The sequence below is a fragment of the Aeromicrobium sp. PE09-221 genome (assembly GCF_002174305.1).
Taxonomy (GTDB): Bacteria; Actinomycetota; Actinomycetes; order Propionibacteriales; family Nocardioidaceae; genus Aeromicrobium.
The window spans coordinates 80,654-94,330 of record NZ_MIJB01000029.1 but is presented as its reverse complement, the minus strand read 5'-3'; the positions used below and the strand labels follow the sequence as shown (position 1 = coordinate 94,330).

The window sequence follows — 13,677 nt, the reverse complement described above, 5'->3', positions numbered from 1 at the left end:
TCATCCACCGCCCTGGCGCGAGGACGCGCGCCGTGCGAGAGTCGGGACATGAGCAGCGCCCCGCCCGTCTCTGGTCTGAAGGTCGCCTTGTTCGCCACCTGCTTCAACGATCTGATGTGGCCCGAGACGCCCAAGGCGGTGGTGCGGTTGCTGCGCCGTCTCGGTGTGGAGGTCGACTTCCCGGTCGAACAGACCTGCTGTGGGCAGTTGTTCACCAACACCGGCTATCTGGACGAGGCGGGGCCGGCCGTGCGCACCTTCGTCCAGACCTTCGACCCCTACGACGCGATCGTCGCCCCGTCCGGGTCCTGCGTGGGTTCGGTCCGGCATCAGCACGGTGACATCGCGCGGCGGACGGGTGACGCTCGGCTCGCGGAGCGTGTCGAGGAAATCGCTCCCCGCACCTACGAGCTGAGCGAGTTTCTCGTCGATGTGCTGGGGGTGACTGATGTGGGCGCCTACTTCCCGCACCGGGTCACCTACCACCCGACCTGCCATTCGTTGCGGATGCTGCGGGTCGGGGACAAGCCACTCCAGCTGCTGCGAGCCGTCCAGGGCATCGACCTCGTCGACCTCCCCTCCGCCGACCAGTGCTGCGGCTTCGGCGGGACCTTCGCGATCAAGAATGCCGACACATCCATCGCGATGGGCAGCGACAAGTCGCGGCACGTCCGCGAGGCCGGCGCCGAGGTCCTCGTCGCCGGGGACAATTCCTGTCTGGCCCACATCGGCGGGCTGCTCTCGCGGGAGCGGTCGGGCGTACGGGTCATGCATCTGGCCGAGATCCTGGCTTCGACCGAGGAGGAACCAGCGTGAGCGAGGGCGGTGCAGGCATGAGGATCGATCACCCGCACGTCGGCGTCACCACTGCCTTCCTGGGCATGCCGACCTTCCAGCAGGCAGCCAAGGAGTCCCTGAACGATCCCGTGCAGCGGCGCAATCTCGCCCACGCCACCGGCGTGATCCGCGAGAAGCGTGCCGCGGTGGTCGGCGAGCTGGACAACTGGGAGGAGTTGCGCCGGGCCGCCGAGGCTATCAAGAACCGTGCCTTGTTCTCGCTCGACGACTACCTCATGGAGTTCGAGGAGCGGGCGGCCGCCGCCGGTGCCACCGTGCACTGGGCGCGCGACGCGGCCGAGGCGAATCGCATCGTCGTCGACCTCGCTCGGGCGAAGCAGGCCCGCGAGGTGGTCAAGGTCAAGTCGATGGCCACGCAGGAGATCGAGCTCAACGAGGCGCTGCAGGCCGCGGGCATCGATGCGTGGGAGACCGACCTGGCCGAACTCATCGTGCAGCTCGGCGACGACTGGCCGAGCCACATCCTGGTGCCCGCGATCCATCGCAATCGCTCCGAGGTGCGCGAGATCTTCCTGCGGCAGATGAAGAAGGTGGGCCGTCCTGCCCCCGAGGATCTCACCGATGACCCTCCGCGACTCGCCGAGGCAGCCCGACTGCACCTGCGTGAGAAGTTCCTGCGCGCCGACTTCGCGGTGTCCGGCGCCAATTTCGCGATCGCCGAGACCGGCAGCCTCGTGGTGGTCGAATCGGAGGGCAACGGCCGGATGTGCCTGTCGCTGCCGAAGACCTTGGTCTCGGTCGTCGGGATCGAGAAGATCCTGCCCACCTGGCGCGACCTGGAGGTGATGTTGCAGGTCCTCCCCCGCAGCAGCACCGGGGAACGCGAGAACCCGTACACCTCGATCTGGACCGGCAATGCCGAGGGAGACGGACCCCAGGACGTGCACATCGTGTTGCTCGACAACGGCCGCACGGAGGTCCTCGCCGATGAGGTAGGACGCGCGGCCCTGCGATGCATCCGCTGCTCGGCGTGCCTCAACGTCTGCCCGGTCTACGAGCGGGCGGGAGGTCACGCCTACGGGTCGGTGTATCCCGGCCCGATCGGAGCGGTGCTCACCCCGCAGCTACGTGGGACGTCCAGTGAGGTCGACCAGTCGCTACCGTACGCCTCGAGCTTGTGCGGAGCCTGTTTCGACGCGTGTCCCGTGCGCATCGACATTCCCTCACTGCTCGTGCATCTGCGTACGCGCGTCGTTGATGAACACCGCGGCGGTGTACCGAGGCCGGAGGCTGTCGCCATGAAGGCGGCCGGTTGGATGTTCGCCGACCACCGGCGCTACGAGGTCGCCGAGAGGCTCGCGACGTCCGGCGGGAAGGCGCTGCGCAGCCCGCTGTTCGGCCGTAGGGAGGTGCTGCGGCAGCTTCCCCCGCCGCTGAATGCCTGGAGCGGCGCACGCGACGTCCCCGTCCCACCGCCCGAGTCCTTCCGCTCCTGGTGGAAGCGCACCGAGGGGGGCCGGCATGAACCGAGATGTGCTCCCCACTCGTCAACCGAGACCCCGTCCGGTCAGCGAACTTCCAGCAGGTCTCGGTCCACGGAGGGGGAATGAACGCGCGGGAGGAGATCCTGGGCCGGGTCAGGCTCGCATTAGCCGACCGACCCGGGTCACCCGAGATCGACTGGGAGTACGGACGACCGGTGAGCACCGGTGGCCTGGGCCTCGTCGAACGTTTCGCCGAGCGGGTCGCGGACTACCACGCCGAGGTGGAGATGCTCGACCGCGAGGACATCGGCCCGGCGATCGCGGCGGCCCTCGGTGACGCGCGGCATGTCGTCGGCGACCGGACACTGCGCGAGTCCTGGCCGAGCGGCGCGGAGCTCGAGTGGCTCGACGCCTCGGATCTCACCTCGGCCGAGCTCGACCAGGTCGATGCCGTCGTCACCACCGCGACGATCGGCATCGCGAATACCGGCACGATCGTGCTCGACCACGGCCGCGGACAGGGGCGCCGCGCGGCCTCCCTGGTCCCCGACGTCCACGTGTGCCTGATCTCCGCCGACCAGATCGTGAGCGACGTGCCCGAGGCCGTCGCCCGGATCATCGAGCTCGGCGCCCAGACCCATCCGCTCACCTGGATCAGTGGCCCGAGCGCCACGAGCGATATCGAGTTGAGCCGTGTCGAGGGCGTCCACGGACCGCGCACACTCCGCGTCATCGTCGTGCGCTGAGCAGGACCCGTGACGATGCATCGAGGTTGCTCACGCCACCGAAACGCATCGCCATCGCCTCCCGCGGGGACTGACGTCAGCCGCGGCGGCGGGGCAGCAGACGAGGACGGAGGGCGCCCGGCTCCGGCTCGGCATCCTTGCTCACCAACGCCTCCACCCGCCAGAGCGTCTGCGACCCGGCGAAGCCCTTGAGCGTCGCCTCCCGAGGGTCGGAGAAGACGAACTCGGTCGAGTCGAGCAGCGCCTCGCGCAGCTCGTCGGAGACCAGTGTCTCACCACCATCGGCCTGAGTGGCCACCCGCGCCGCGAGGGCGACATTGCGGCCGAAGAAGTCGCCATCGCGGGCGACCACCACGCCGCGGTGCACACCGATCCGCACCCGGATCGGTGTCGATCGGAGCCGTCCCCGGGCCGCCAAGCCTCCGAACCCGTTCAGCGGTTCAGCGGCCGAGGCGTTGGCTGGCGGTGGCGGTGCCGGGCCCGACCTCGACGTGCTCGGTCGCCCGCGCGAGGCCGAAGCGAGGCATGCCGTTGTAGACGACCTCGAGGCTCGATGTCGGGACCTGATAGGTCTCGTGCCAGACGCCGACATCACCGGTGCCACTCATCCGGCGCATGAAGTCTCGCCACGCTCCGAGATGCGGTGCTTCCGTATCCGCGGCGAAGCGCTGGAGGTGCTCCGGACTCTGCCAGTAGCTCAGCAGCATCGTCGTGCGTCCGAACCACTGGTGATGGCCGAGCAGCCCCACCTCGGGGTGACGTTCCAGGTGGATCAGCATGCGCGGCATCGCCACGGCGGTGCGCATCACCGCCGGGACCTTCCACCAGCGGTTGGCGCGCATGCCGATGAGGAAGACCGTCACATCGTCAGTCTGAGGCGCCGCTGTGTAGCGCCCGGGGAATACCGGATTCATCGATGGAACCGCCTGTCGTAACGTCGTTATAAAACGACGTTACGACTAAACTGTGCCCATGGCAAGACCTGTGCTCCACGATGAGACCCTGCGCGGGCGGCTCCTGGAGGTGACCGCAGAGTTGGTCGACCAGGTCGGCCCGGCGGCGCTCTCGCTACGATCCGTCGCTCGCGAGGCGGGCACGTCGACCACCGCGATCTACGCGCTCTTCGGCAGCAAGGCGCAGCTCCTGACGGCGCTACTCAACGAGTCCTTCGCGTCCTTCGGTGCCGCGCAGGCAGCGGCCGCCGGGGACGGACTCGTCGCCCTCGGCGTGGCCTACCGTCGCTGGGCTCTCGATCACCCGGCTCGCTATCGCCTGATGTTCGGCGGCGCGCTGATGATGAGCGAGGAGTGCGCTCCCGACCCCGAGCTGGCGTCCGCCGCGATGCTGCCACTACGTGAGTGCGTCGAACAGCTCCAACGGGACGGCACCTTCCGCCGCGAGGAGCCGACGACCGTCGCGGCGGTGATCTGGGCGCAGGTGCACGGAATGGTCAGCATCGAACTCGCCGGGGCGCTCCCCCACGAGGCCGATGCGGACACGCTGTACTCCGCCACCCTCGCCGCCACCCTCCGCGCCTGGACCGAGGTAAGAACCCGTTGAGCGTGGGGGCACCACCCTGCACGGAGCCCTGCGGAGTGCTCGGAGGAACGTTCCCCCTACTCGCTGCGCTCGTGGGTGGTGCCCCCACACTCAACGGGTTCAGCGGCGACGCTGCCAGAGGGCGATCTGGTGGTGAGCGACGACGGCGGGGAGGTTCTGGGGCTGCTGGGCGGTGGCGAGCTCGGCCTGCAGCTCGGCCACACGCTCCTGCAATGCGGCGACCTGGTTCTCCAGCTCGATCACACGCTTGACCCCTTCGAGTCCAAGGCCCTCGGCAGTGAGCCGGGCGACCTCGCGCAGCTGCTCGATATCGCGCAGTGAGTACCGGCGGCCACCGCCCGTGGTGCGGCCCGCAGCCACGATTCCGAGCCGATCGTAGGTCCGCAGGGTCTGTGGATGCAGACCCGACAACTCGGCCGCGACCGAGATGACGAAGACCTTGGCTTCAGGCCCCGGCGGTACGAACTCGCTCATCGCCGATCATCCCTTCACCGCGTCGAACAGGCTCGCCCGCGGATCCTCACTGCCACGCGCCGCGCGGAAGGCCTCGACGGCGGCTCGCTGCTCATCGGTGAGCTCGCGCGGCACCTGCACCTCGATCGTCACCAACAGGTCGCCGCGCTCGCCACCCTTCTTCGTCCCGCCCTTGCCGCGGGCGCGGAACGTACGTCCGGTGGGAGTGCCCGCGGGGACCTTGATCTTGACCGGCGGACCGTCGAGGGTCGGCACGCTGATCTGGGCACCCAGAGCCGCTTCGTCGAAGGCGACCGGGACGGTGACGGTGAGGTCGCTGCCCTTGCGCCCGAACAGCGGATGCTGCTCGACGTGCACGACCAGAAAGAGGTCGCCATTGGGGGCGCCGGCATCACCCTTGCCGCCCTTGCCCTTGAGCTTGATCCGCTGACCGTCCTTGACGCCCGCGGGAATCTTGACATGGATCGTGCGACTCGACGGCGCCCGACCGCTGCCGCTGCACGTCGAGCATGGATGCTCGACGATGAGCCCGCGGCCACGGCACTGCGAACACGGCTCCGTCATGGCGAAGACACCGCCGGACGTGCCGGTCTGCATGCCGCTGCCCTGGCACTTGGGGCAGACCTTGGGGACCGTGCCGGGCTCGGCGCCCGTGCCGTGGCACGTCGGACATGCCTCGTCGCTGGTGAGCCGGAGCGGCAGGGTGGCCCCATCGACCGACTGCTGGAAGGTGATCGTGGCCTCGGACTCGAGATCCTCGCCGCGACGCGGCTGCGGCTGACGACGACGTCCGCCGCGACCCCCTCCGCCCCCGAAGAAGCCGCCGAGCAGATCGGACAGGTCGAAGTCGTTCATGGTGGTACTGCCACCACCACCGGGGAAGCCGCCTCCCCCACCGGGAAAGCCGCCCTTGAACTGCCCGAAGAGCGAGCGCTGCTCGTCGTATTCCTTGCGCTTCTCAGCCGATCCCAGCACGCTGTACGCCTCCGAGACCTCCTTGAAACGCTCCTCGGCGGCGGTGTCCCCCGGATGGGAGTCGGGGTGGTTGTCGCGCGCCAGCTTGCGATAGGCCTTCTTGATGTCGGCTGCCGAGGCGTCCTTCTTCACACCGAGCGTCTTGTAGTAGTCCTTGGTCGCCCAGTCACTGGGGTTGCTCACGACTCACCCCTCCTCTCCATCCGTATCGATCACTGCTCGTCGTTGTCGTCGTTGTCTGCCTCGGTGGGCTGGTCATCGGCCGGGTCGACGACGCCGACCGTGGCCGCGCGGACCACCTTGTCGCCGACTTTGTAGCCGATGCGCATGACCTGGGCGACGCTCGTGGTGTCGACATCAGCCGACTCGCCAGCGTGGAACACCGCCTCGTGCAGGGCCGGGTCGAAGGGGTCGCCCGGGGCACCGAAGGCCTCGAGCTCGTACTTGGCCACGGCAGCCTGCAAGGAGTCGGCGACGGCCTTGAAGCCACCGGTGAGCTCACCGTGCTCCTCAGCCCGCCCGATGTCGTCCAGTACGGTCAGCAGCGCGACGAGGACGTCCTCGCGACCCTGCTTGCGCATGAGCTCGCGATCGCGGTCCACACGACGTTTGTAGTTGACGTACTCGGCCTGGAGTCGCTGGAGGTCGAGGGTGCGCTCGGCGAGCTGACGCTCGACCGAGTCGTCCGCTCCGGCGGCCGGGGCCTCCCCCTCAGGAGAGGCCTCCGGCTCGTCCGCCGCCGCGACCTCGGGCTCGTCGACCGAGGGGTCGGTCTGTCCGTGGTCGGGCTGTTCGGTCACTTCCGCTCACCCTCGTCTTCGTCGACGATCTCGGCCTCGACGACATCGTCGTCATCACCCTCGGCAGTCGGGGCATCCCCCGCGGCCTGCTGCTCGGCGGCAGCGGCGGCGTACATCGCCTCGCCCATCTTGGAGCTGGATGTGCCGAGCTTGGTCACGGCCGCCGTGATGGCGTCGTTGTCCTCACCCTTGAGCGCTTCCTTGAGAGCGTCCAGATCGGCGTTGACCTCGGACTTGACGTCGTCGCCGACCTTGTCGCCGTTCTCCTCCAGGAACTTCTCGGTGGAGTGGACGAGCGCCTCGGCCTGGTTGCGGGTCTCGACGGCCTCGCGGCGCTTGCGGTCCTCCTCGGCGTACTGCTCGGCGTCCTTGACCATCTTGTCGATCTCCTCCTTGGACAGCGCGGAGCCGCCCGTGATGGTCATCGACTGTTCCTTGCCGGTGCCACGGTCCTTGGCGGACACGTTGACGATGCCGTTGGCGTCGATGTCGAAGGTGACCTCGATCTGCGGTACGCCGCGCGGCGCGGGGGGCAGGCCGGTGAGCTCGAAGGTGGCCAGCAGTTGGTTGCCAGCGGCCATCTCGCGCTCGCCCTGGTAGACCTGGATCGCCACGGACGGCTGGTTGTCGTCGGCCGTGGTGAAGACCTCGCTGCGCTTGGTCGGGATTGTGGTGTTGCGCTCGATGAGCTTGGTCATCACGCCGCCCTTGGTCTCGATGCCGAGGCTCAGCGGGGTGACATCGAGGAGCAGCACATCCTTGACCTCGCCCTTGAGGACACCCGCCTGCAGGCTGGCGCCGATGGCGACGACCTCATCGGGGTTGACCCCCTTGTTGGGCTCCTTGCCGTTGGTGAGCTTCTTCACCAGCTCGCTCACGGCGGGCATACGGGTCGAGCCGCCGACGAGCACGACGCTGTCGATGTCCTCGACCTTGATCCCGGCATCGCGGATGACGTTGTTGAACGGGGCCTTGGTGCGCTCGAGCAGATCGGAGGTGATCTTCTCGAACTCGGCGCGGGTCAGGGTCTCGTCGAGGAACAGCGGGTTCTTGTCCGCGTCGACCGTGATGTAGGGCAGGTTGATGGAGCTACTGGACGAGCTGGAAAGCTCGATCTTGGCGCGCTCGGCGGCCTCGCGGATACGCGGCATGGCCATCTTGTCCTTGGACAGGTCGATGCCATTGCTGTTCTTGAACTTGGTGACGATCCAGTCGACGACCGCATTGTCCCAGTCGTCGCCGCCGAGATGGTTGTCACCGCTGGTGGCCTTGACCTCGATGACGCCGTCACCGATCTCCAGCAGCGAGACGTCGAAGGTGCCGCCGCCGAGGTCGAAGACGAGGATCGTCTGGTCGTCGGCCTTGTCCAGGCCGTACGCGAGTGCCGCGGCGGTGGGCTCGTTGATGATGCGTGAGACATTGAGGCCCGCGATCTCACCGGCCTCCTTGGTGGCCTGACGCTGGTGGTCGTTGAAGTAGGCGGGCACCGTGATGACGGCATCCGTGACGGGCTCACCGAGGTAGGCCTCGGCATCCCTCTTGAGCTTCTGCAGCACGAAAGCGCTGATCTGCTGGGCGTTGAAGGTCTTGTCGTCGATCTTCGTGGACCAGTCCGTGCCCATGTGACGCTTGACCGACCGGATGGTGCGGTCGACATTGGTCACGCCCTGACGCTTAGCGACCTCGCCGACGAGGACCTCGCCGTCTTTGGCGAAGGCGACGACCGACGGGGTGGTGCGGGCGCCCTCGGCGTTCGCGATGACGGTGGGTTCGCCGCCTTCCAGCACGGCGACGACGGAGTTCGTCGTGCCGAGGTCGATACCGACTGCGCGGGCCATGTGATCTCCTCCTGAGTGAGTCGTGGGATGCTTGAAAAACTGTGGGTCAACCGACTTGAGTCTAATCCTATCAACTTTCCTCAAGGATCCGTTGTTCCCCCTTCCCCTTCACGATGCGGGTGACTCCGCTCACACACTGCACGGCCACTGGAACCGACGACAGATGGCCTCCCCGTGTGACGGGGAGGCCATCTGTCGTCGAGTCAGCGCCCGAGCACGTGGCGCACGACCGTCAATCGGCCTCCAAGGTCAGCGCATCTCCCATCGGGTCGAAGGCGCCCTCGGCCGCATTCCACCGCAACGGCTGCAACTTATTGATGCCGTTGCCGGTCTCAGGACTCATCGACCACGGAATGCCGTCGCGGAACATGCTGGGCTCGTACTGCAGCGTCTGGGCGACCTCGATGATGCTCTTGCGCGTCAGCCCGTCCTCGGAGGCATCGGCCTCGATCAGACCACCGATGATGATGTCCATGAGACTCCAGCCCAAGATGGTGTAGTTGTCCTGCGGGTCACCGTCGATGGCCTCGACCGCTGCGGCGTACTCCGCCCAGTCCTCATCCTCGGTGGCGGCCGGATCGAGACCCTGGACGGTCCAGGCGAACAAGATGGCCCCGTCCATCGCCTCGCCGCCGGCTTGATAGATGCTCTTCGCATCCGCACAGGCGGACGGCTGAATCAGCAGCTCCGGTTCGAAGCCGGCTCGGGCGACGGCCTCCGGCACACTCAGACAGTCGGCACCGATCGTCGCGTTGAACAGGACGTTCGCACCGCTCTCGCGCGCCGACGAGGCCGCATCCGAGGGGGTGGTGAGGGCGATGCGGTCCACGATCTCCAGGTCGGTGCCCTCGGCTGCATCATCGAAGGCATCGCGCAGCGCAGTTCCACTCTCGGTCTGCTGGTACACCACGACGACCTTCGGGTCCTCGACCTCGTTCTCGATCAGCTGGGTCGAGGCGATCAGCTCCATGTCGTTACGGGGCAGATAGGAGGTGGTCCAGGGGTACAGCTCGACATCCCTCCACTCCGGCGACCCCACCTGCGAGTTCAGCAGCGGGACGCAGGCCTCGTTCTGGTCGTCCACGACCGCCGCGAGCTGGCCGCCGCCGACCGCACCGAGGATGTCGACCTTATCGCGCTGAATCAGCTCGGCCACGTTCTGCTTGGCCTTCTGCGGATCGTAGCCGTCATCCTTCATCTGGAAATCGATCGTGCGGCCGCCGATGTCCTTCTGCGACTCGTTGTAGAGCTTCAGGCGAGCGTCGATCCCCCGGTTGACCCGCACCTGGGTCGCCGCGACCGGCCCGGACAGCGCGGCTGACCAGCCGATCTTGATTGTGTCGCCGATCTCCGCGGTGACCGCCTCGGGATCGGGGCAGTTCTCGGTGTTGACGGTGAACTCACCGCCGCCTCCGTCATCGCTCGAACCCGAGCCCTGGTCATCGATCGAGCACGCCGCCGTCAGCAGCGCGAGCACCGAAACGGTGGGTACCACTCGACCCAGCAGTGATGTGTGCATGAGTTTTCGCTTTCTATGTGGAGGTGTGAGCAGCCGACTGGCTCCTGCCGGTGAAGACACGCATCTTCTGCAGTCGCCCCACGATCCCGTCGGGAAGCAGGAAGACCACGACGATGAGGACGACCCCGAAGACCAGGCCGTAAGCCTGACCGTTGGCCAGATCCAAGGTGACGGCCGGGATGATGACGATGGCGACCCCCCCTGCCAGCGGTCCGAGCAAGGTCGCAACTCCCCCGATGATCAGTCCAGTGATCAACTGGATGGATGTGAAGACGGTGAAGGACAGCTCCGGTGAGAGCGCCCCGATGTACATCGCGTAGAGCGAGCCTCCGGCGGCAGTGATGCCACCGGAGATGGCGAAGAGCGAGATCCGATCCCGTGCGGCCGAGACACCGCACACCGTGGCCGCGATCTCGTTGTCACGCAGAGCGGTGATCGACAGTCCGCGACGACTCCTGATGAGATTGCGTACGAGGAACAGACACAGGACGAGCACGACGGCCGACAGCCAGTACATCCACTGACTGCGCTCAAACCGATCGAAGCCGCTCCACGCCGGAGGCGCAAGATCCACCGAGCGCACCACGAGACCGCCGGCGCCTCCCGTCAATTCCTCGAAACGCTTCAGGAACTCCGGGAACGCGACAGCGAAGGCGAGCGTCACCAAGGCCAGATAGATACCCTTGACTCGTGTTGCGGGCAGGCCCATCAGGGCGCCGACCAGCACGCCGAGGGCGATGGCGATCGGCATCGTCGACAACGGGGTCAAGCGCATCTCGCTGATCAAAATGGCGGTGGTGTACCCTCCCACCCCGAAAAGGGCCGAGTGCCCCAGGGACAGCATTCCGCCATAGCCGGCCACGAGGTTGAGCCCGCTGATGGCGATGGCGAAGATCAACATCGAGGCGATCTGCGAGACCCGGAAGTCAGGCAACTGACCCCCGGCGACGAGCAGCGCCACTGCGACGATGCCGATCACCGCCGGGCGCATAAGGCTCCGCTTGGCCGGGAGGGAGGCGGGCTTGGGAAGGGTCGATTCTCGAGTCATCACACACGCTCCAGTCGGCGGCTTCCGAATATTCCGGTCGGCCGGACCAGCAGCACGATCACCATGACCGCCAGAGCGGTGGTCTGGTGCAGCTGCGGACCGATGAACCCGACGTAGCCGGTGATCAGGCTTTCGGCGAGTCCGAGGGTGAGGCCGCCGACGACGGCGCCTCCGAGGCTGTTGAGTCCGCCGATGATGGCCGCCGCGGATCCGTAGATCAGTACGGGAAACATCGTGGCCATGCTCAGCTGATGCGGGGAGATCGGGGCGATGAGGATGCCAGCGATGCTGCCGATCACCGCGGCGCTGCCCCACCCGAAGGTATAGACCTTGCCGACATTGATCCCCGAGAGCGCCGCTGAGGCGGGATTATCCGCTGCGGCTCGCATAAGCAATCCGAGCCGGGTCTTGTTGATGACCATGAAGCAGACGGCCAGGGCGATGATCGCCGCGGCCCATACGCCGATGTCCTCGTAGTAAATGCGGGCGGAGGCAACCGAGACGTAGTCATCGAGTCCGGCGGGGAAAAGTCCGTCCATCGAGTGATACTCGAGGCCCCAGATCAGACCGTCGATCGCATTGATCGCCGTGAACAGCGCGACGAGGATCAGCAATGTCGGCATCTCGCCGCGTTTCTCGGCTGGTCTGACCAGCGTGCGTTCGATGGCTGCTCCGATGATGAATCCCACGACGCACGCCGCCAGTAGTGCGAGCCAGATCGAGATCCCCCTCGTCGTCATCCACCACGCCACGTAGGTGGTGAACAGGGCCATCTCGGCCTGGGCGAAGTTGACGGTGGACGATGCCTTGAACACCACCACCAGGGCCAGGGCGATCAGCGCATAGACGAACCCATTCGTCAGCCCGTCGGAGAGTCGTTCGATCAGCTGCGTCATGAAGGTGCCCTCTACATTCCCAGGTACGCGCGACGGATGGCATCGTTGTTGATGAAGTCATCGGCCGACCCTTGCGCCACGGTCCTGCCGACTTCGAGCAGGTAGACATCGGTGGCCAGATTGAGCGCCAGATTGGCGTTCTGCTCCACGAGCAGCATCGCGGTGCCCAGCGACTCCTGGATCTCGCGCAGGAAAGCGAACAGCTCGCGGACGATGACGGGGGCGAGGCCGAGGCTCGGTTCGTCGCAGAGCAGGAGCTGAGGTCGGCTGATCAGCGCGCGCGCCAGCGCGAGCATCTGCTGCTCCCCTCCCGAGAGATTACCGGCCGGTTGATCGATCCGGCGGCCGAGCGCCGGGAAGCGATCGGTCCAGCTCGTGATGTCCCGCTCGATGTCTCCATCGGTGCGCGCTGAGGCCCCGACGCGCAGATTGTCGCGCACGGAGAGCGAGGTGAGCGTGCCGCGACCTTGTGGGACCACCCGCATTCCTCGCCGCGCGATCTGGTCAGGGCGCAGGTTGGCGATCTGTGTTCCGTCGAACTCGATGCTGCCGCTGACCTTGATCTCGCCCGACAGTGCCCGCATGGTGGTGGTCTTGCCGGCGCCGTTGGCACCGAGAATGACGGTGATCTCCCCGGCGCGGACGTCCAGATCGATGTCCTCGATCACGGGAGCCGCGCCGTATCCGGCGGAAAGCCCCCTGACGCTGAGAAGGCTCATTCCTCTCCTCCTAGATAGGCGCGGACGACTTCGGGGTGCGAGCGGACCTCCGCAGGAGGCCCGCTGACGAGCACGCGCCCGAAGTTGAGTGCCACGAGGCTGTCGCAAATCTGGCCGACCAGACCGAGATGATGTTCGACCATCAGCACCGAGAAACCGTGTCGCTCACGAATCGCCAAGATGACGTCTCCCAGCTCGGAGACCTCCTCGCGGGTCAGACCGCCGGCCGGCTCGTCCAACAGCAGTGCCCGCGGCCGGGAGATGATCGCCCGCGCGAGTTCGATGCGCTTCAGCGTGCCGAAGGGCATTCCTCGAGCGGGGACGTGGGCGTACTGGTCGAGCTCAAGCTCGCAGAGGATGTCGAAGGCTTCTTCGCGGATGCGCTCCTGATCGCGTCGTACCCCGAATCCACCGGTCAACGATCGCAGGAATCCGGGTGTCGCACGATGGTGGGCACCAACCATCGTGTTCTCCAGGACGGTCATGGTCTCGAAGAGTGCGAGATTCTGATAGGTGCGGCTCAGCCCGTGTGAGGCGATCTGATGTGGAGCTAAGGCCAGCAGGTCGGTGCCATCGAGGGTGATCTCTCCCGACGTAGGCCGGTAGAGGCGGTTCGCACAGTTGAACAGGCTCGTCTTGCCTGCCCCATTCGGCCCGATCAAGCCGCAGATCTCTCCGTCGGCGACCTCAAAGGACACGTCCTGCAAAGCAGCGACGCCTCCGAAGCTCAGGCTGACCGCTTCGAACTTCAGCACTGATCCTCCCTGGGATGGTCTCTCGATCAATCAATCAATTGATCGTCGATGTTAATAAACACCGC

At 66.6% G+C, this 13,677-nt stretch carries 14 protein-coding genes and 1 pseudogene; 4 read left to right on the top strand and 11 right to left on the bottom strand.

What is annotated here, in order from left to right; genetic code table 11:
* The first annotated feature begins 48 nt into the window (after window positions 1-48).
* From BHE97_RS16285 to BHE97_RS16275, 3 genes and pseudogenes are all read left to right on the top strand, one after another.
* Entirely contained in the window at window positions 49-816 is a 768-nt protein-coding gene (locus BHE97_RS16285) for a (Fe-S)-binding protein (RefSeq protein WP_087625081.1), read from the top strand.
* A gap of 17 nt (window positions 817-833) precedes the next feature.
* Window positions 834-2,303: pseudogene (locus tag BHE97_RS16280) on the top strand (LutB/LldF family L-lactate oxidation iron-sulfur protein); the annotation flags it as partial.
* A 101-nt stretch (window positions 2,304-2,404) separates the two neighbouring features.
* The gene (locus tag BHE97_RS16275; protein ID WP_087625080.1) at window positions 2,405-3,028 is read left to right on the top strand and encodes an LUD domain-containing protein; all 624 of its coding nucleotides are present in this window, start codon (window positions 2,405-2,407) and stop codon (window positions 3,026-3,028) included.
* 76 nt (window positions 3,029-3,104) lie between these two features.
* On the opposite strand, the gene BHE97_RS16270 is transcribed toward BHE97_RS16275, so the two are convergent.
* Together BHE97_RS16270 and BHE97_RS16265 are read right to left on the bottom strand one after the other, a co-directional pair.
* A complete protein-coding gene (locus tag BHE97_RS16270) occupies window positions 3,105-3,446 on the bottom strand; it encodes an adenylate/guanylate cyclase domain-containing protein (RefSeq protein ID WP_272896918.1) in 342 nt (113 codons plus the stop codon).
* A 22-nt stretch (window positions 3,447-3,468) separates the two neighbouring features.
* Window positions 3,469-3,891 carry a DUF4188 domain-containing protein gene (locus BHE97_RS16265; RefSeq protein ID WP_201791488.1) on the bottom strand — a complete coding sequence of 141 codons (423 nt, stop codon included), beginning with the start codon at window positions 3,889-3,891 and terminating at the stop codon, window positions 3,469-3,471.
* Between the two features lie 109 nt (window positions 3,892-4,000).
* On the opposite strand from BHE97_RS16265, the gene BHE97_RS16260 reads away from it, so the two are divergent.
* Window positions 4,001-4,588: a TetR/AcrR family transcriptional regulator gene (locus BHE97_RS16260; RefSeq protein WP_087625078.1), complete on the top strand. Its 588-nt coding sequence runs from the start codon at window positions 4,001-4,003 to the stop codon at window positions 4,586-4,588.
* 99 nt (window positions 4,589-4,687) lie between these two features.
* Here the strand turns inward: BHE97_RS16260 and BHE97_RS16255 are convergent, their stop codons facing one another.
* From BHE97_RS16255 to BHE97_RS16215, 9 genes are all read right to left on the bottom strand, one after another.
* On the bottom strand, window positions 4,688-5,062 hold the full coding sequence (locus BHE97_RS16255; RefSeq protein ID WP_087625077.1) for a helix-turn-helix transcriptional regulator: 375 nt from the start codon (window positions 5,060-5,062) through the stop codon (window positions 4,688-4,690).
* A 6-nt stretch (window positions 5,063-5,068) separates the two neighbouring features.
* On the bottom strand, window positions 5,069-6,220 hold the full coding sequence (gene dnaJ / locus BHE97_RS16250) for a molecular chaperone DnaJ (RefSeq protein WP_087625076.1): 1,152 nt from the start codon (window positions 6,218-6,220) through the stop codon (window positions 5,069-5,071).
* A gap of 29 nt (window positions 6,221-6,249) precedes the next feature.
* Window positions 6,250-6,837, bottom strand: coding sequence for a nucleotide exchange factor GrpE (grpE, locus tag BHE97_RS16245; protein ID WP_087625075.1), 588 nt, complete (start codon window positions 6,835-6,837; stop codon window positions 6,250-6,252).
* Complete coding sequence (gene dnaK / locus BHE97_RS16240; RefSeq protein ID WP_087625074.1) at window positions 6,834-8,675, bottom strand: molecular chaperone DnaK; 1,842 nt, start codon at window positions 8,673-8,675, stop codon at window positions 6,834-6,836. Before dnaK ends, grpE begins: the two co-directional genes overlap by 4 nt.
* A 232-nt stretch (window positions 8,676-8,907) precedes the next feature.
* Window positions 8,908-10,194 (bottom strand): ABC transporter substrate-binding protein, encoded by a 1,287-nt coding sequence (locus BHE97_RS16235; protein WP_087625073.1) that lies wholly within the window; start codon window positions 10,192-10,194, stop codon window positions 8,908-8,910.
* Window positions 10,195-10,207: 13 nt separating this feature from the next.
* On the bottom strand, window positions 10,208-11,242 hold the full coding sequence (locus tag BHE97_RS16230; protein ID WP_087625072.1) for a branched-chain amino acid ABC transporter permease: 1,035 nt from the start codon (window positions 11,240-11,242) through the stop codon (window positions 10,208-10,210).
* Window positions 11,242-12,138: a branched-chain amino acid ABC transporter permease gene (locus BHE97_RS16225; protein WP_087625071.1), complete on the bottom strand. Its 897-nt coding sequence runs from the start codon at window positions 12,136-12,138 to the stop codon at window positions 11,242-11,244. Before BHE97_RS16225 ends, BHE97_RS16230 begins: the two co-directional genes overlap by 1 nt.
* Window positions 12,139-12,149: 11 nt before the next feature.
* Window positions 12,150-12,857 carry an ABC transporter ATP-binding protein gene (locus tag BHE97_RS16220; protein WP_087625070.1) on the bottom strand — a complete coding sequence of 236 codons (708 nt, stop codon included), beginning with the start codon at window positions 12,855-12,857 and terminating at the stop codon, window positions 12,150-12,152.
* Entirely contained in the window at window positions 12,854-13,612 is a 759-nt protein-coding gene (locus tag BHE97_RS16215) for an ABC transporter ATP-binding protein (RefSeq protein WP_087625069.1), read from the bottom strand. The genes BHE97_RS16220 and BHE97_RS16215 overlap by 4 nt, the downstream gene beginning before the upstream one ends.
* Window positions 13,613-13,677 lie beyond the last annotated feature (65 nt).